Here is an 18,025-nt window from a genome sequence, read left to right as displayed (position 1 = left end):
CATAATCCATCATCATTTTAATTATTCTGGTTGTAATGTAGGAGTAATTTTGTATCCATTTTCATTAATCGTAATAGTAATCGCTCCATGGTGATCCGTGCGATAAATTTGTGTATTCTGTTGTTTAAAACGCTCTATTACTTGTTCGGAAGGATGGTGGTACCGATTGTTAGTTCCTACTGAAATCAATGAAACACCAGGGGTAATGGCATTCAGGAATTCCTCACTGCTTGAAGTCTTACTCCCGTGATGCCCTACCTTTAAAAGATCAATCGGAGGTAATGTATAGCGTTGTAACAATTCTTGTTCTCCCGATTCTTCCAAATCGCCTGTTAACAATATGTTTACACCATACGCAGATAAGAGCAGGACAACAGAGGCATTATTTTCAGAACTCCCTTGTGTCTCTTTAGGATCAGGGGATAGCCAAGTCCACGTAACATTCGGATTATCCTGCCAGGTATAGCCTGAATATCCCGTATAAATACTGATTTGTTCCCTATGTAAAGCTTGGAACCATTCTGCCTCAGCCTTTGGTTGTCTACCATTGGTAAGTACACGATCCACCTTTAGAGACGGTAGCAGTGCTTGTACCCCTCCTACATGATCATGATCACCATGCGTCAGCACTAGACAATTGATGCGTTCCACTCCTTTAGAGCGCAAATAAGGCAGTACGATATCCTTGCCGACTTCAAATGGATTTCTTCGTTTTTGCCAAGGCTCTTTTCCAAAGGAGATCGTTCCTCCTGTATCTATTACATATACGAAAGAATCGTCTATCTCAACTATTATAGAGTCTCCTTGCCCCACGTCAATAATGGTAATTTCTACCTCACCTTTTTTCCCCCATGGTTCGCGTGCAATAATAACCAACAAAACGAAGATAAATGCTGTCACAAAAAGATCCTTTTTACGGTGATAACCGAAATGCCACATCGCCCAAAAACCAGCACAAAACCCTATATATAGTACATGCCACCACCAAACAGGATGTGCCCAATGCCGCAATGGAAATTTTGTTTGATGAAGGAATGTAAGAAAGGAATGAACAGAGGTTAAAAGATAATCAGCTACAACGGAGGGTATGTAAGTCAATGCAATATGTACATGAGAAAAAAGCAGCAACATGTATCCAAGCGGCAAAATAACATACGAATAAACAGGTACCAATAATACATTAACCAGCCATGAAATCGGTGAAAACAAATGAAAATAATGAATGAGAAAGGGGAATGAGATTAGTTGGGAAACGAGTGTAACTGCTAGTGTGGAAACCACCCAATTTGGCATAGGCCATTCTAGTTGTACTAGCAAAGGTACAAAGACCAATAACCCCATCGTAATAAAAAAAGATAATTGAAATCCTAGATGAAATAATTGATATGGGTCGTACATTAACATAATGAGCCCAGTGACACCTAGTATCTCTAGACCTTGCGCAGATTTTTCCCTAGACCGTGCTAATAATCCTAGAATCCCCATAAAACCAGATCGTACAGCTGATACTCCCATACCTACCAGGCCCACATACATCAATATAAATAGTATTCCTATCACATAAGAAGCTTTTTTGGGAACACCAATCCTTTGTAATAGCCATAAAAAGCCGCTAGATACGACCGTGATATGCAATCCAGAAATAGCAAGCACATGAATAAATCCTAAATCTGCATAAACCGTTTGAAGATCGGCTTCTACCTTCGATTGCTGACCTAATAAAAGTGATTTAAAAAAGCCTATGATTTCAGGCTTCATTATTAGTTTCTCTAATTGTCTGGCTTCCGCTCTTTGCCATCTAGTAAAAAAGGCCCGCCAGTCACCTTTGCCCTCCTGAACCTCCATGGCCATAAAATCTATTTCAGCCAATACCGCTACTTTTTGGTAGTGAAGATAAGATCTGTAGTCAAACGCATGAGGATTACTCGCTGTACCTGGGTGCTTTATTGTAGCTTGAGCCTGAAATGTATTACCCGATTGCCAACGTTTTATGGTATCGATTTGTTCTTCTTGCTGTAGTTTGAGACGAACAAGAACTCGCTCCTCTATGTGAAGTGTCTGGGGTTGGGTCTTCATTCTTTGCTCACTTTTCACATGACTAATTCGTGCATAGAATCTCACCAAATCCCCATCTCGCTCTACGGGAGAATCAATTTTTCCTTGTAAAAAAACAGGTTCTTCCACTGTTGTATAGTGCACCAGCTCAGAAACATTACGACCATCGTACCAGTTAAAATAACATGCACCAGCAAGGATTGGACCCAATATTAACAAGCTCCATTTCCTCCTCTGGCCCTTCAACCAGATCGACGCCAATATTAATAGAACAAATCCGATCCATAAATAAGAAGAAGGTGGAAAGAGATTGAGCCTTCCCAAATTACTAAGCCCAATACCTACAATCCAACATAGTGATGTAAGAAAAAAATGATAGGTTGCCACCCATTTTCCACCTTTCTATCCATTCGTCAATCCATTATAGGAGTGAGAATAAGGACAAAATAATAGAGAAAACGGGAAGGGTTATAGTATAATAGAGCAAAATTATAATACATAGTAGTAAGAACAGTGTTTGGTGTCAAAGGAGAGAAGCAACATGGCGAGAAAAAGTTGGGATGAATATTTCCTAGATATTGCCGATCAGGTATCCAGCCGTTCCACCTGCCCCCGCCTTCATGTGGGTAGCGTAATTGTCAAGGATAAACATATTATTGCAACGGGCTACAATGGCTCCATCCATGGTCATGATCATTGTGATGATGGTGGATGTTTGATTAATGAAGCAGGACGTTGTGTACGAACAGTGCATGCCGAAGTTAACAGTGTTTTACATGCAGATCGTGATAGCCTGAAGGGAGCTACCGCCTACGTCACACATGAACCTTGTGAAAATTGCGCTAAGACACTTGCTCAATCAGGTATCGCACGGATCGTGTACCGTCATGCATATGCCAATAAATGGAATGAGCATTTCCTAAAAGGTATAGAGGTCGTTCACCTACCTTTTTCGGACGCTAGAAACAATTAAAATACGTTATCGAAATAGGTTCTCTTTCTGATAAGAGGACCTATTTTTTGTTTATAAGTAAGATATAGAGGCTTTTCCATTCGAGCAAAAGTGATGATTTTTAGGAGAAACGAAAAAACAATACAAGGTTACCGTTCAGATTTTTTTGTCCACCCTCCCTACTTTAATCGAGTCAACTGTCGCATTGCGCTTGCTTGGAATCCATGTTAGATTAAGATAGTGTATTTTCAGGGGACCACCCTGTGAGAGGAAGAGTCTAAGAGAATGTGTGGAATTGTTTCGTTCTTCAATAAGCATCAAGCACCTGCACAACTAGAAACGATAAAAGCAATGACCGACGTGATTTTGCACCGCGGTCCTGACGACGATGGTTTCCATGTAGAAGATAATATTGCATTAGGCTTCCGCCGTCTTAGCATCATTGATGTTACTGGCGGTCATCAGCCTTTGTTTAATGAGACAAAAGATATCTGGATTATCGGTAACGGAGAAGTTTATAACTACAAAGAACTACAGACATGGTTAAAGGAACAAGGTCACGTGTTCCAAACCGATTCAGATATTGAGACCATTCTTCATTTGTATGAAGAGGTTGGCTTTGATGCACCGAAAAAGCTTCGTGGTATGTTTGGCTTCACTATTTACGATAGCCGTAAACGACTTATGTTCGGAGCACGTGATCATTTTGGAATCAAACCGCTCTACTACACGGAAACAGCAGATTCAATTGCTGTAGCCAGTGAAATAAAGAGCTTACTTGAACTGCCAGGTGTACCTCGTGCAGTCAATCAACAAGGTTTCTATCATTATCTAACCTTTCAATATGTTCCTGACCCTGAGACAATGTATGAAGGAATATATCGCATTCCTCCAGGTCATTTCTTTATCATTCAAGATGATAAGATAACAATTGAACAATATTGGGACGTTCACTTTGAACCGGATGAAAGTAAGCCATTCTCATATTTTGTAGAAGGTACCCGCTCCATCTTGCTAGATTCTGTAGATAAACACCGAGTTAGTGAGGTTTCTCGCGGTGCATTTTTATCCAGTGGTGTGGACTCCAGTAGTATCGTGGGCATGTTACGTAAGTTTGAACCAGTCAAAACCTTTTCGATTGGCTCTGATATCCCAGGATACAGTGAGCTAGATTACGCGCGTCGTACGGCAGAATATCTAGGTACAGAGCATCACGAGATCACCATGAATGCAGAGCGTTATCTGCAGGAATTACCTCGTCTCATCTGGCATCAGGATGAACCAGTAGCAGATCCATCCGCTATTCTCCTATATTTCGTAGCAGAGATGGCTAGCGAGCACGTTACGGTTGTGCTATCTGGTGAAGGGGCAGATGAATTCTTTGGTGGATATAACATCTATCGTGAGCCTCACTCCCTTCGGATGTTTAAGCATATGCCAGACTGGATGAAATCCTCCATGCGTAGCGTTGCTGAACATTTTCCAGATAGCATGAAAGGGAAAAACTTCTTGATTCGTGGCTCTAAAACCGTTGAGGAGCGTTTCTTTGGAAATGCTATGATCTTCAGTGAAGAGATTAAGGAGAAAGTAGTAATGGAGAATATTAAACATGCTTCCCATTACAAATCTCCACTAGATATCACCCAAAAAATTTATCAACGTGTCCAAGGTTATGACGACGTAACCAAAATGCAGTATTTAGATATCCATACTTGGCTTCGCGGTAACATCTTAATGAAAGCTGACAAAATGACGATGGCAAACTCTCTGGAGTTGCGCGTACCGTTCATCGATCCAAAGGTATTTGAATTCGCAGCGACCATTCCGACCAAATACAAGATTGCAGAAGGTACAACCAAGCATGTTTTAAGAGAAGCAATGAAGGACTTTTTGCCTCCTGAAATCAAAACTCGTCCAAAGCTTGGATTCCCAGTTCCTACCCGTCATTGGTTAAAGAATGAATTCTACAAATGGGCGAAAGAATTGATTTTTGAAGCAAAAGTAGATCATTTAATTAATAAAGCTTATGTTTTGTACATGCTAGATGAACATAAGGAAGGTCACGGTGATTATAGCCGTAAGATCTGGACCATTCTAATCTTTATGCTGTGGCATCAGATCTTTATCGAACAGAAGTATTCCTTCCAACCCTATGTAAGCCCTGCCGTTCAAATTCGCAAGCAAAATAATGCATCAAGCATAGCCAGATAGTAACTTCTTACCTCGAAACCTTTCAATCGACTAGATTGAAAGGTTTTTTTGCACTCCCCTCTATCTTTTTATACGATGTCCTTAAAGATGTGAAGGAGCGATAATAATGGTTATGGAATTGTGGGATCGTTATCGAAAATGGATCTTTGTGAGTGCTACCCTTTTATTTATTGGTCTTAGCTTTTGGATATACCCCACTGACGAATCAAGCACTGTGTCTGGACTTACTCCTGTTGCCTTTGCAGAAAAGGAAAGCGCTGCAAAGACCGAATTACAAGCAACTAAGCAAATAGAACCTGAACTAAAAAATTCTACGGTAAGCAATAAGACAACCACAGGTAAAAAAGAGAATTCTGAAGAAAAGATACTGTCTGATACAAGGGACTCTTTAGCTATAGATACCTCTCTTGCTAAAGATGAGCGAATAAGTGACTCAAATCATTCATTTTATATTGATGTTAAAGGAGCTGTCACACATCCTGGTTTATATTCTTTTGATTTAAATGAACGAGTCATGCATGTTATTCAAAAAGCTGGTGGTTTCTTAGCACAAGCTGATCAAAAACGAGTTAATCTGGCACAAAAGCTAACCGATGGAATGGTTTTATATGTTCCTACTTTACAAGAGTCAGCCACCGCTTACCCTAACCAACCTGCTAATTCATTTCTTCAACCCAGCTTGCCTCTCCAAACCATTTTGCCAGCTTCTTCACCTCCATCTTCATCTAATAAAATCAATATAAAAACCGCTACGTTGGAACAACTGATGAAATTACCAGGAGTCGGGAAAACCCGAGCAGAAGATATTATTTCCTATCGCGATAAGAAGGGCTTTGCTAAACTAGAAGATTTGATGAAAATTTCGGGTATAGGTAAGAAGACCTTTGAAAAAATAAAAAAGGTTGCAATTTGCGAATAAATATTTACTGAATATTCAGTCATATGTATAATAGAAGGAACAAGGCTTGTGAGGGGACGATCACCCGTGGAGCAATTAACACTTGTTTTGGTAGATCGGATGGGGCTTCTTTTGGTATTGACTTTTATCTTGACACATATCCCCCTGTTTCGCCAATTATTAGATCGGGAAATTCGCTTTCATCTAGCCTTTAAATGTATGTCATTGATCCTGAAACAATTATGTATGCCATGAGAGAAGATCGTTCATTGCTCCTATACACAACTACGGCTACATACACCTCTACAATTACATTAAGGAGGGATGGTATGTCAAATCAAAAGAATCAGTCCAGTCTTATAAATTATACGGAAATAGCTAAATCAACTAAGTTTCAAATTTTAATGAAACAAAAAAATGGATTTGTATTACCTATGACGATCTTTTTCTTCATCTTTTATTTTCTATTACCCATTCTGACTTCATATGTACCTTCCATAAACCAACCAGCGATTGGCGCAGTAACATGGGCTTGGATTTTTGGCTTTGCGCAATTCATCATGACATGGGTGCTCTGTATGCTTTATTCTAGCAAAGCTAAAAAGCTAGACGCCATGGTTGAAGAAATCAAACAAGATATAGGAAAAGGAGTGGAAATGTAATGAATATACTAGCCTTTTCGCTCTTTTTACTCATTGTATTAGGTACTTTAGTTATTACCTATTTTGCCTCTAAACGTACAAATACAACCAGCGAATTTTACACAGCTGGTGGTGGTTTAACTGGTTGGCAAAATGGCTGGGCAATCGCTGGTGATTATATGTCTGCGGCTTCTTTCCTTGGGATAGCAGGAATGATCGCCTTATTTGGATTCGATGGATTTTTTTACAGCATCGGATTTTTGGTCGCCTATCTTGTCGTTCTATATATCGTGGCAGAACCGTTACGCAATCTTGGGAAATATACTTTTGCAGACATGATAGCTGCCAGATTTAATGATAAGCGTGTACGTGGAGTAGGAGCACTAAATACCATTACCATAAGCATTTTTTACATGATTGCACAGCTTGTAGGTGCAGGTGGACTTATAAAGCTTTTACTTAATCTAGATTACACAACCTCTGTATTAATTGTTGGTACGTTGATGACTATCTATGTTGTATTTGGTGGTATGACAGCAACAAGTTGGGTACAGATCATTAAAGCGGTTCTTCTGATGAGTGGAACCTTTATTATCTCGCTAATTGTTTTTGCAAAATTTGGATTTAGCTTCAGTGCTATGTTCAATCATATTCAGACAGCAACACCATTAGGGGAAACATTCTTACATTCCGGCAACAAATTTACCAATGGGTTGGATACCATTTCATTAAATTTAGCACTGGTGCTGGGGACAGCCGGTTTGCCACACATTCTCATTCGTTTTTTTACAGTGAAGGATGCTCCTACTGCCCGTAGTTCTGTAGTTTATGCCACATGGATTATCGGAATCTTTTATGTCATGACAATCTTCCTTGGCTTTGGTGCTGCTGCTTTCGTAGGTCATGAAAGCATCCTTGCGGCGGATAAAGGAGGAAATATGGCGGCACCTCTACTCGCAAAAGTATTAGGTGGAGACATCTTATTCGCTTTTGTTTCAGCTGTTGCTTTTGCGACTATATTAGCTGTAGTCGCAGGATTAGTTTTATCAGCAGCATCTGCTTTTGGACATGACTTTTACACGCACATCCTACGTAAAGGTCAAGTAACGGAAAAGGAGCAGATGACGGTAGCACGTTGGGCGTCTGTTGGGGTTGCTATTATTTCTATTATCCTTTCCTTGTTCGCTCAAAAAATGAACGTAGCTTTCCTTGTTTCTCTTGCTTTTGCGGTTGCGGCTAGTTCCAATCTCCCTGTAATTATCTTTACTATTTTTTGGAGAAGATTTAACACTGCGGGTGCAATTAGTGGTATCTTGGTTGGCCTGATGAGCTGCCTTGTCATCGTCTCTATAGGTCCTAATATTTGGGGGGCTCCTGGTAAAGCAATTCTAGTTGGTACTCCTCTCCTGTCATTAACAAATCCAGGTATTATTTCAATTCCGTTAGGTTTCTTGGGAGCATTTTTAGGAACCTTCTTATCTAAAAAGCAGGATGCTGCCAAGTTTGATGAGATTTATGTAATAGCAAACACAGGCATCAAAGAACAAGCATAGATGCTACTGCCTCAATAGCATTTTGAAAAAAGCTGGCATCCTTCTCGTGCACAGCTTTTTTCTTAACATCCTGCCATGCAAATTATTCTAATACTCATGTACTAACGAAGGAAATGTACCTCCTTCTTTTTTCCACTGGGCTTCATACGAATCTCAGTTCCCAGTTCCAATGTTGTTATGTTATCGTTAAAAGGAGTTCTTTATGAACATTTCAGAATTTTTCTTTTTTAGTGCAATTATTATTGGAACAATTGCGAAAATTTATAGCGTAGAAAGATATTCTTGTTATTTTATTGGGTAGGTTTGTTATGAAAATATAAACCTTACCTCTTTTAAAAAAACATGAACCCCTCCTTTACCACATAAGATATAAAGACCTCTTTTAGAACGAAAATGCATTGCTTGTACAGTTCTTTACAAAAAAGAAGTATGGAGGGATTATCATGCGACTTGGTTTTATTGGAACTGGGAGTATGGGGGGGATGCTCATACAATCGTTCATTCGTTCTCAGGCTGTACTACCCAATCAAATAAGAGCCTATAATCGAACTTCACACAAATTGTCAGCTCTACAAGAACAATTTCCAGGATTGCAAATCGCTACGAACAATGTTGATGTCGTTGCTAATTCCGATCTTATTTTTTTATGTGTCAAGCCAAAAGAATATCGAACAGCATTAGCCGAATTTTCTTCTGCTCTTTCCAGTGAACAGGTTTTAGTTACAATTACCAGTCCTATAGTGGTAGAAGACCTGGAGAATTTAGTCCCTTGTCAGGTCATACGTGCAGTTCCAAGCATCACTAATCAAGCTTTAAGTGGTCTTGTATTGCTCGAATACGGCAGTTCTGCCACTGATGAGTCAAAAGAACGTTTGCTCCAGCTTCTATCACATATAGGTCTACCCTTGGAAATTCAGGCTCCGTTTTTGCGAATCTCAGCAGATATAGCCAGTTGCGGACCTGCCTTTCTCAGCTATACACTGCAACAAATAATTCGGTCTGCTGAAGAAGAAACTGGTCTACCCCATAAAACAGCCGTTCATTTGACAACACAAATGCTAATTGGAGTAGCTGAGTTATTAAAACAAGGTCATTTTACCTTGCCAGAGCTACAGGCACGCGTCTGTGTACCAGGAGGAATTACAGGAGAAGGACTACGAATTTTACAAGGCTCCTTACCTGGTGTATTTCATCATGTGTTCCGCATTACACAAAAGAAATTTGAAGAAGATCAACATGAACTGAAAGAACAGCTGGAACATCGGTAGTCCAATATTGAAAGAATCATTTGTAACCATAGATAGTCGCGATGGTCACTAATCCATTACGTACTCCTGACACTAGTAGCATGGGGACTTTGTTACGTGGAATCTGATCTATTGACCTCGATTATTCATCTTACATTTCAATATGATCTACTATGAACTACTTATTACATGTACATAGGTAAATAGAGGAATGAAAGAGTGTCCACAATCCACAAAGGAAAAAAGCCCCCCTCCTTCTGCTAATTTCTAGCATCAGGAGAAGAGGCTTGCCTTTTTACATGAGACAGATGATTAACCTACTACAATATTAACCAACTTACCTGGGACGGCAATTACCTTACGTACTGTTTTACCGTCAATAAGGGCAATTCCTTTTTCGTGAGCAAGTACATGCTTCTCTAGTTCATCTTTGCTAAGTCCGTTAGCAACTACCAGCTTGTCACGTACTTTACCATTGATTTGGATGACGATTTCCACTTCATCCAGTACCAGTGCTTGTGGATCAAACGTTGGCCATTCCTGCATGTGTACGCTGCTAGTCTTACCAATCAATTGTTGCCACATTTCCTCGGAGATATGTGGTGCGATTGGCGCAAGTAGAATGACAAGGCTCTCCATTGCAAAAGCAAAGGTACCGCGGTCTGCTTCTGCTGGATAGCTGTACATCTTATTAACTAGCTCCATTATCGTACTGATCGCTGTATTAAAGGTGTAACGCTCACCAATATCTTCTGTTACCTTCTTAATGGTATGATGCGTGGTGCGATACAATTCTTTGGCTGCATCATCATTCGCTGCTACTTGATAAGGAGTTTTGAACAATTCTTGATTACTCTCTACCAGACGCCATACACGGTTCAAGAAACGGAAGCTTCCTTCTACTCCAGTATCTGTCCAATCTAGGTCTCGTTCAGGTGGAGCCGCGAACAGAATAAACAGACGAACCGTATCCGCTCCATACTTCTCGATCATTTCATCTGGGCTTACGACGTTGCCTTTTGATTTAGACATTTTAGCACCGTCTTTTAATACCATTCCTTGTGTTAGCAAGCTACGGAATGGTTCATCGAAGGAAAGCATCCCTGCATCGTGTAGCACTTTAGTAAAGAATCGGGAATACAACAAGTGCAAGATCGCATGCTCAATACCGCCAATGTATTCGTCGACTTGCATCCACTTGTCTGCGTTCTCTTTAGAGAAAGGCAGCTCATTGTTGCTTGCATCTGTGTATCGTAAATAGTACCAGGAAGAATCGATGAAGGTATCCATCGTGTCTGTCTCGCGTTTTGCAGTGCCACCGCAAGTTGGGCACGTCGTCTTCAGGAATTCATCAGAACTAGTCAAAGGATTACGTTTTCCATCAATGACTACATCTTCTGGTAATAACACAGGAAGTTGTTCTTTTGGTACAGGAACTACGCCACAACTATCACAATAAATGATTGGGATAGGAGCGCCCCAATAGCGTTGTCGAGAAACCAGCCAATCGCGTAGACGATAAGTGGTAGACAATCCGCCTTTGTCTTGTTGCTCCAGTACATCAGCAATCGCTTTAATCGCTTCTCGGTTTGGCATTCCATCAAATTGAGCAGAGTTCATCAATGTGCCATCTTCTGTATAAGCGGCATCGACACCAATTTCTTCAGCAAGGATTTCTGGATTTTCTGGATTAATAACTACTTTAATCGCCAAATCATACTTTTTCGCAAATGCAAAATCACGCTCATCATGAGCTGGTACACCCATTACAGCACCTGTTCCGTAATCAAGCAGTACATAGTTGGCTACCCAAATCGGTACTTGCTCTCCAGTTAGTGGATGCTTTGCGTATGCTCCTGTGAACAAACCCACTTTTTCAGCATCAGTCGCTGTGCGAGTAATGTCACTCTCTTTCTTCATTTCTTCGACAAAAGCAAGCACAGAGGCTTCTTGCTCTTTACCAGCGATCAATTTTGGCACTAATGGATGTTCTGGTGCCAATACCATATAACTTACGCCATACAGCGTATCAGGACGGGTTGTAAATACTTTTACTTGCTCGTCATTTAGCTCTGGAATTGTGAAAGTGACATTAGCCCCTTCGCTTTTCCCAATCCAGTTTTTTTGCATCGTGCGTACTTTTTCTGGCCAACCAGTCAATTTGTCTAAGTCAGTCAACAGACGTTCCGCATAATCAGTAATACTAAAGAACCACTGTTCCAAATCCTTCTTAGTCACTTCTGAATCACAACGCCAGCACAAACCATCAATAACCTGCTCATTCGCAAGTACTGTTGAACATTCTGGGCACCAGTTTACAAAAGCACGCTTGCGATATGCAAGCCCTTGTTCTAGGAAGGTTAAAAATAGCCATTGCGTCCATTTATAATAATCCGGGGAGCAAGTCGCCACTTCACGACTCCAATCAATACTTACACCCAGACGATTTAATTGCATTTTCATAAAGTCAATATTTTCATATGTCCATGTAGCTGGCTGTGCTCCGAATTTAACCGCAGCGTTCTCAGCTGGCAGACCGAATGCATCCCATCCCATTGGATGCAATACTTGGAAACCATTCATACGCTTCAAACGAGCAATAACATCCCCGATTGAATATACACGCATATGACCCATGTGCAAACGCCCAGATGGATACGGAAATTGCTCAAGGCAGTAAAATTTAGGTTTGGAGGAATCCTCCACCGTTTTGTTTGTTTGTTGTTCGTTCCATTTTTTCTGCCATTTGACTTCCAGCTCTTGTGGATTGTACGGCATAGACATTTGCTACATCCTCCTTCTACTCTTTCACAAATCCTTATTCTACATTAAAATCATGTTCACAAGGTTACCCGTGTCTATTATCATCAGCAGACAAATACCGTCGCTACTAAGACACACAAAAAAACCTCACATCTCTAACAGCCGAAAAAGCTGCTAGGGACGAGAGGTTGTTTTTCTTCTCGCGGTACCACCCTAGTTAGCAAAGCAACTGTTTAACACTATGAAACGTTACCCAGTCCCCTGCTCCCTTCCTTTTCCGTAACGTGGACAGACGCTTTTGCCTACACAACTAAAGTCTTTCAGCAAAAAGGCAATGAGGGGAGTTCCAAAAGAATCGGGTTGACTCGCACCTACCGTCAACTCTCTTGTACCAGATCTAGCCTTTGTACTAGGCCTCATTATCGCTTTGTTCATATATGAGTCGATTATAGTCGTTTATACCGGAACATGTCAATCATGAGGACGTTTGGCTGAAAAAAATAGACGTTCGCTTTCAGCAACAGGCGGGAGATTTACAAAATCAGCAGTAAGCTTAATTTCTTCAAAGCCAGCTTCTCGTAACCACAATATGATCTCCATTGGCTGATAGGCTCTTTGGTATTGTGTTTCTTCCCGTTTTTGATAACATCCATTTTCTAAACGAATAAAGAAAGTAAGGTCATGCTCCACTTCTAATCGCTCTTCATCTGTATAGCATTGCCAGATGTAGTTAATCTCTTCATCTACATGTGTAAACGTGTTATTTCCAAAAAAGGTGAGAATTTTATAAGGACTATGTACATCAAAAAGGAACGTTCCACCTGGTTTTATATGCTGGTAGACACGCTGAAACGTAGCTTGCACAGCTTCTTTTTCCGTAACGTAACTAAGACAATCGCAAAATGAAATGACCGAATCAATCGGGCTGACTGAGAGTTCTGTCATATCCTGTTCAAGCCACGTTACATCAACGTGCGCTGTTTTCATTTTTTCATAGGCAATTGCAAGCATCTCTGGCGACAAGTCAACACCTGTTACCTGATAGCCTTTTTGGGCTAGAGGAATGGCAATACTGCCTGTACCACATCCCAAGTCAAGAATTGTCTGTGGTTTACCGTGTATCTGCCAATAGTCCTCCGCCCAATCCAGCCAGTCCTGATAAGGCGTATCCGCCATCAACGCATCGTAGACTGTAGCTAAATGCGTATATGACATAGCCTTTTCCTACACTTCTACAGTGACGCGAGGTGCATCAGACCATAGTTTTTCTAGATTATAGAAATCACGCTCTTCTTTATGGAAAACGTGAACAACTACATCACCACAGTCAACTAATACCCAACGACCTTGCTCTTCCCCTTCAATTCCACGAATATTATACCCATTTTTGTGCACCTGATCACGAATTTCGCGAACAATTGCTTGTACCTGACGCTCATTGTTACCGTGACAAATGATGAAGCGATCTGCCATAACGGAAATTGTATGGATGTCGAGTACCACAATATTTTCTGCTTTCTTATCTTCACACGCTTTATATGCTAGTTGAAGTAATTGATTGTCTAATTGTACCATGAAAGGCCTCCTCATTCTTTTACAAGATCATTATAAGCAAGCAATGTGAGCGCATATACCCGCTGTTTTTTTTCAATTAAAAAACGTATCGTTCCTCCGAGTGCAAGAGCAAGTGCTTGATTCAAATCCTGCTCTGCTAGGCATCTAATCTCCTCTACACCAGGATAATTGCGATTGGGTTCAATGTAATCAGCGAGACAAACGATTTTCTCCAGCAAGGACATGTTCTCACGTCCTGTCGTATGATAACGAATCGCTTGCAGTATCTCAACATCTTGTATCTGTAACTCCTGTTGTACCACAATCGCTCCTACAAAAGAATGCCATAATTCTTTATCTCCTGATAGCAGATCCTGTGATAAATCATAACGAAGCAGATAATCCCGCAACCGAGAAATCTCCCAGCATTTGCAGTAATCATGCAACAATCCCGCTAACTCAGCTTTTATCGGATCTGCTCCGTAACGAACGGCCAGCTCTTTGGCTACTTCTGCTACGCCTAAGGTGTGCTGGTAACGCTTTTCATGCATTTGGGCTTTAACCTGCTTAAGCAAGGCTTCTCTATGTTGGATCAGCTGCATATAACCCGCTCTCCTTTATATAGCATTCCACCGCTGAAGGAACAAGATAGCGAATACTTTTTCCAATTTGGATCTGTTCGCGGATATACGTAGATGAAAGCTCCCAAAGCGGAATCTCGATAAAATCCACATACGCTGTCCATCTTGAAGGTTGCGGTGCAAAATGAGGCCGATGAAACCCAATAAAACGTACCAGCTTCACCAACTCTTCTATGGCATGCCACTGTGGTAGCATCTCTGCCATGTCCCCTCCAATAATAAATGAGAACTGGTAAGCAGGATGTAAATCCACCAATTGTTGCATAGTATCTACGGTGTAAGAAGGACCTTTTCGATCCAACTCTACCGTCGTGATCCGAAACTGTGGATGATTACGTATCGCTAGTCGTACCATTTCTGCTCGGTGCGTAGCGTTTGCCACATTTTTTTTCTGTTGTTTATGGGGCGGAATATGAGCAGGCATAAACCAAACCTCATCAAGTTTTGCCTGCTCTCTCGCCTGTTCTGCAATTAACAAATGTGCATTATGAATAGGATCAAATGTGCCACCCATTATCCCAATACGTTTCATATGCTTTCTTTAATCCTTATGGTAGCACAATCGTTTTGTTCTCTTTTGACTCTTTGTACAAAACAACGGTATGACCGATTAATTGTACCATTTCCGCACCTGCACCAGTAGCCAATTCTTCTGCTACTGCATGCTTGTCATCCATATTATTTTGCAAAATGGAGACTTTAATTAGTTCGCGTACTTCAAGAGCTTCTTGAATCTGCTTTACCATATTTTCATTTACTCCGCCCTTACCTACTTGAAAGATAGGTGCAAGATGGTGGGCCATAGAGCGCAAATAACGTTTTTGTTTACCAGTTAACATTTAATTTCCTCCTTGTTGCAAGTGCTGCAACACTATTTCTCTCATTTTATCAGTTGGCGCCGCTTCACCTGTCCACAATTCGTAAGCAAGCGCCCCTTGATTTATAAACATGCCAAGGCCCGAGTGATGAGTTGCTCCGATTGCTTTGGCATACTGTAGCAATTGTGTTTCTAATGGATTATAGATTAAGTCGCTTACAATTAGATCAGATCGTAAGCACTTCCTATCCACAGGCATTTCTTGAATATGAGGGTACATTCCAATAGAAGTCGTATTGATTAAAAGAGTGCTATCTAGAATCGCTTGCTCCGCTTGAGCAAATGAATATACACGTATAGGGATTTGAGATCCAAGCGCCATCGCCAACAATTCTGCACGTTCTAATGAGCGATTAACGATCCGAATTTCTTTTACGCCTCGTTCTACCAATGTACATGCAACTGCGCGGGCAGCACCGCCAGCACCTAGTAGCGTAACAACTTGCTCTGTTAAATCAACCCCTGTTTCTTCCAACAACGAGCGAACATACCCTGTTCCATCTGTATTATAACCAATCAGGGTGCCATCTTCATTTACAATAGTATTAACGGCTCCAATCCGTTCTGCCAAGGGATCAATTTTATCCAAATACGGAATAACGGCTACCTTATGCGGAATAGTGACGTTAGCGCCTCGCATACCTAAAGCTCGAATAGCCTCGACCGCTTCTTTAATCTGATCATCATTAACTTCGAAAGCAGCATAAGCAAAGGGCAATTGTTTTTGTTCAAAAGCCGTATTATGCATCACCGGAGACAAGGAATGTCCCACAGGACGTCCAAACAATCCAACCATTGTCGTTTTACTATGTAACAGGAAGACCCCTCCCCCAAGTAAAGTTAGAAAAGCCCCTCCGCAAAGAAGGGGCTTGCTTGTTGTTCAAGTGATCGACACGGACTTGATTAAATTAAGCCTTTTCGTAATCCGACACTTACACCCTTAGGCACATGTACTTCTACGACCCCTTTTACTTTTCCCTGAAGCGCTATCCAGCCTAACCCAGCAATAACGATATCAGTTGGTACATTTGTATCAATTTTTAACGTATAACGGGTGAATGGCAATAACGCTTTAGCCGCTTCTCCTGAAGGCGGTGCAAGCATCTCCCCATGATGCTTCTCCAGCACTTCTTCCGCATTATCTAACTTTGTACGGTGAATATATAGATCATTAGCCAAATAGCAAGCAAATGGCTGACGTTCTCCTCTTACATAATCAACCCGTGCCAATCCACCCAAGAACAATGTCTGTTTATCGTTTAATTGGAAGACACGCGGATTAATCCGTGATTTTGGAGTAAGTTTACGTAGATCCTCTGGTGACACTAGGTGACCAATCTGATCGCGATTAATAATACCAGGTGTATCAAATATAGAACGACCATCCTCTAAAGGAATCTCGATCTTATCTAAGGTAGTTCCTGGGAATGGCGAAGTGGTAATTTCCATATCAGCCGCTCCGTAATCATGTAAAATCCGATTAATCAGAGTGGATTTCCCTACATTAGTTACACCCACAATATAAACATCGCGCCCTTTACGGAATTCTCCAATGCGAGCAAGTAATTCATCAATACCGGTTCCTTTTTCAGCACTTACGAGAACCACTTCATTTGGCTTTAAGCCGCGTTCTTTCGCTTCATGCTGAATCCAGTTTTTCACACGATTAAGATTGATATTACGAGGTAGTAAATCTACTTTATTTCCTACCAGCAAGATTGGATTTTGTCCAACAAAGCGTGGTAATCCCCGTAGCCAAGAACCTTGGAAGTCGAATAAATCAACTACCATAACCACTAAGCACTTTGTGGAACCAATTCCATTTAAAATACGGAGAAAATCATCATCATGCATCTCTACAGGTGCTACTTCATTATAGTGTTTAATACGAAAACAACGCTGACAAATGACTGCATCACGCGTCAATGCAGAAGCTGGTGCATAGCCTGGCTTCCCCTTGTTTTCTGTCTGTATCTCAACTCCACAGCCCGCACAGCTGATTGGGCCCTCGAAGTCCTGATCTACTTCTTGTTGTTGTACCACGAAATCATTCCTTTCTTGCTCATCCAATGCAGGGCAAGTCGTTCCATTTTCCTGTTAAATCGCGTAAAAAAACCATCTGAATTTTTGACTGGGACAACTAAAATCGTATGAAAACCTAATAAGTTGCCACCTAGCACATCTGTAAACAGTTGATCGCCAATAACCACTGTCTCCTCAATGCGAACATTCATGATCTCAATCGCACGTTTGAACGCCTGATTGGTAGGCTTTCGCGCAGCCGGAATATAGTGGCATTGTAAGGGTTCACAAAATTGTAAAACCCTCGCCTTATTATTATTGGATACAACCGTCACTTGAATTCCTGCTTCATCCAAACGCTTAAACCAATTCATTACCTCTGGAGTAGCATCTGGTGTGTCCCATCCAACTAACGTGTTATCCAAATCAGTTATCACCGCTTTGATGTTACGTTTTCGGAGTTCATCTATATTAATGGAAAAGATGGATTCCACATACTCATTAGGGGTTAACTTCTGTAAAAGCAAATGCCCGTACCTCCCGTTCACCGTTCACTGGTCTTGCATGCACCACGAACGAGATATCGGGACTAACTATACCATATTTGGAAG

At 41.1% G+C, this 18,025-nt stretch carries 17 protein-coding genes and 1 other annotated feature; of the genes, 7 read left to right on the top strand and 10 right to left on the bottom strand.

Going from position 1 to position 18,025, the window contains the following annotated elements:
* Window positions 1-21 precede the first annotated feature (21 nt).
* Window positions 22-2,442, bottom strand: coding sequence for a DNA internalization-related competence protein ComEC/Rec2 (locus ACQV1I_RS07510; protein ID WP_116333222.1), 2,421 nt, complete (start codon window positions 2,440-2,442; stop codon window positions 22-24).
* 154 nt (window positions 2,443-2,596) lie between these two features.
* On the opposite strand from ACQV1I_RS07510, the gene ACQV1I_RS07505 reads away from it, so the two are divergent.
* From ACQV1I_RS07505 to comER, 7 genes are all read left to right on the top strand, one after another.
* The gene (locus ACQV1I_RS07505) at window positions 2,597-3,028 is read left to right on the top strand and encodes a deoxycytidylate deaminase (protein ID WP_018672937.1); all 432 of its coding nucleotides are present in this window, start codon (window positions 2,597-2,599) and stop codon (window positions 3,026-3,028) included.
* Window positions 3,029-3,292: 264 nt separating this feature from the next.
* Window positions 3,293-5,218: an asparagine synthase (glutamine-hydrolyzing) gene (gene asnB / locus ACQV1I_RS07500; protein ID WP_094700294.1), complete on the top strand. Its 1,926-nt coding sequence runs from the start codon at window positions 3,293-3,295 to the stop codon at window positions 5,216-5,218.
* 106 nt (window positions 5,219-5,324) lie between these two features.
* Entirely contained in the window at window positions 5,325-6,137 is an 813-nt protein-coding gene (locus tag ACQV1I_RS07495) for a ComEA family DNA-binding protein (protein WP_116333221.1), read from the top strand.
* A gap of 66 nt (window positions 6,138-6,203) precedes the next feature.
* On the top strand, window positions 6,204-6,371 hold the full coding sequence (locus ACQV1I_RS07490) for a hypothetical protein (protein WP_161555055.1): 168 nt from the start codon (window positions 6,204-6,206) through the stop codon (window positions 6,369-6,371).
* A gap of 74 nt (window positions 6,372-6,445) precedes the next feature.
* Entirely contained in the window at window positions 6,446-6,778 is a 333-nt protein-coding gene (locus ACQV1I_RS07485) for a DUF485 domain-containing protein (protein WP_094700292.1), read from the top strand.
* Entirely contained in the window at window positions 6,778-8,310 is a 1,533-nt protein-coding gene (locus ACQV1I_RS07480) for a solute symporter family protein (RefSeq protein ID WP_094700291.1), read from the top strand. Before ACQV1I_RS07485 ends, ACQV1I_RS07480 begins: the two co-directional genes overlap by 1 nt.
* A gap of 443 nt (window positions 8,311-8,753) precedes the next feature.
* Window positions 8,754-9,578, top strand: coding sequence for a late competence protein ComER (comER, locus tag ACQV1I_RS07475; protein WP_094700290.1), 825 nt, complete (start codon window positions 8,754-8,756; stop codon window positions 9,576-9,578).
* A 291-nt stretch (window positions 9,579-9,869) separates the two neighbouring features.
* On the opposite strand, the gene leuS is transcribed toward comER, so the two are convergent.
* The 9 genes from leuS to ACQV1I_RS07430 all read right to left on the bottom strand — a co-directional run bounded on the left by leuS (window position 9,870) and on the right by ACQV1I_RS07430 (window position 17,941).
* Entirely contained in the window at window positions 9,870-12,341 is a 2,472-nt protein-coding gene (gene leuS / locus ACQV1I_RS07470; RefSeq protein WP_116333220.1) for a leucine--tRNA ligase, read from the bottom strand.
* 152 nt (window positions 12,342-12,493) lie between these two features.
* Window positions 12,494-12,752 (bottom strand) — a binding site (T-box leader).
* 39 nt (window positions 12,753-12,791) lie between these two features.
* Complete coding sequence (locus ACQV1I_RS07465; protein ID WP_116333219.1) at window positions 12,792-13,535, bottom strand: class I SAM-dependent DNA methyltransferase; 744 nt, start codon at window positions 13,533-13,535, stop codon at window positions 12,792-12,794.
* Window positions 13,536-13,544: 9 nt separating this feature from the next.
* The gene (gene rsfS, locus ACQV1I_RS07460; protein WP_003338264.1) at window positions 13,545-13,895 is read right to left on the bottom strand and encodes a ribosome silencing factor; all 351 of its coding nucleotides are present in this window, start codon (window positions 13,893-13,895) and stop codon (window positions 13,545-13,547) included.
* 11 nt (window positions 13,896-13,906) lie between these two features.
* On the bottom strand, window positions 13,907-14,476 hold the full coding sequence (gene yqeK, locus ACQV1I_RS07455; RefSeq protein ID WP_116333218.1) for a bis(5'-nucleosyl)-tetraphosphatase (symmetrical) YqeK: 570 nt from the start codon (window positions 14,474-14,476) through the stop codon (window positions 13,907-13,909).
* The gene (locus ACQV1I_RS07450; RefSeq protein WP_116333279.1) at window positions 14,457-15,047 is read right to left on the bottom strand and encodes a nicotinate-nucleotide adenylyltransferase; all 591 of its coding nucleotides are present in this window, start codon (window positions 15,045-15,047) and stop codon (window positions 14,457-14,459) included. Before ACQV1I_RS07450 ends, yqeK begins: the two co-directional genes overlap by 20 nt.
* Window positions 15,048-15,063: 16 nt before the next feature.
* A complete protein-coding gene (gene yhbY / locus ACQV1I_RS07445) occupies window positions 15,064-15,354 on the bottom strand; it encodes a ribosome assembly RNA-binding protein YhbY (protein WP_018672947.1) in 291 nt (96 codons plus the stop codon).
* A complete protein-coding gene (locus tag ACQV1I_RS07440) occupies window positions 15,355-16,209 on the bottom strand; it encodes a shikimate dehydrogenase (RefSeq protein ID WP_116333217.1) in 855 nt (284 codons plus the stop codon).
* 86 nt (window positions 16,210-16,295) lie between these two features.
* Window positions 16,296-17,435 (bottom strand): ribosome biogenesis GTPase YqeH, encoded by a 1,140-nt coding sequence (gene yqeH, locus ACQV1I_RS07435; RefSeq protein ID WP_094700285.1) that lies wholly within the window; start codon window positions 17,433-17,435, stop codon window positions 16,296-16,298.
* A complete protein-coding gene (locus ACQV1I_RS07430; RefSeq protein ID WP_094700284.1) occupies window positions 17,414-17,941 on the bottom strand; it encodes a YqeG family HAD IIIA-type phosphatase in 528 nt (175 codons plus the stop codon). Before ACQV1I_RS07430 ends, yqeH begins: the two co-directional genes overlap by 22 nt.
* Between the last annotated feature and the right edge of the window lie 84 nt (window positions 17,942-18,025).

Origin of the sequence: Brevibacillus sp. JB24b (genome assembly GCF_051713385.1) — a bacterium.
In the GTDB taxonomy this organism is placed as follows: domain Bacteria; phylum Bacillota; class Bacilli; order Brevibacillales; family Brevibacillaceae; genus Brevibacillus_B; species Brevibacillus_B laterosporus.
Note: the sequence above shows the minus strand (reverse complement) of the source record. Positions and strands in the feature narration are given on the sequence as shown.

Coding starts and splice junctions, on each gene's coding strand:
- comER (WP_094700290.1), top strand. CDS start 8,754: ATGCGACTTGGTTTTATTGGAACTGGGAGTATGGGGGGGATGCTCATA.
- ACQV1I_RS07465 (WP_116333219.1), bottom strand. CDS start 13,535: ATGTCATATACGCATTTAGCTACAGTCTACGATGCGTTGATGGCGGAT.
- asnB (WP_094700294.1), top strand. CDS start 3,293: ATGTGTGGAATTGTTTCGTTCTTCAATAAGCATCAAGCACCTGCACAA.
- ACQV1I_RS07480 (WP_094700291.1), top strand. CDS start 6,778: ATGAATATACTAGCCTTTTCGCTCTTTTTACTCATTGTATTAGGTACT.
- ACQV1I_RS07450 (WP_116333279.1), bottom strand. CDS start 15,047: ATGAAACGTATTGGGATAATGGGTGGCACATTTGATCCTATTCATAAT.
- ACQV1I_RS07485 (WP_094700292.1), top strand. CDS start 6,446: ATGTCAAATCAAAAGAATCAGTCCAGTCTTATAAATTATACGGAAATA.
- leuS (WP_116333220.1), bottom strand. CDS start 12,341: ATGTCTATGCCGTACAATCCACAAGAGCTGGAAGTCAAATGGCAGAAA.
- ACQV1I_RS07495 (WP_116333221.1), top strand. CDS start 5,325: ATGGTTATGGAATTGTGGGATCGTTATCGAAAATGGATCTTTGTGAGT.
- yqeK (WP_116333218.1), bottom strand. CDS start 14,476: ATGCAGCTGATCCAACATAGAGAAGCCTTGCTTAAGCAGGTTAAAGCC.
- ACQV1I_RS07505 (WP_018672937.1), top strand. CDS start 2,597: ATGGCGAGAAAAAGTTGGGATGAATATTTCCTAGATATTGCCGATCAG.
- rsfS (WP_003338264.1), bottom strand. CDS start 13,895: ATGGTACAATTAGACAATCAATTACTTCAACTAGCATATAAAGCGTGT.
- yhbY (WP_018672947.1), bottom strand. CDS start 15,354: ATGTTAACTGGTAAACAAAAACGTTATTTGCGCTCTATGGCCCACCAT.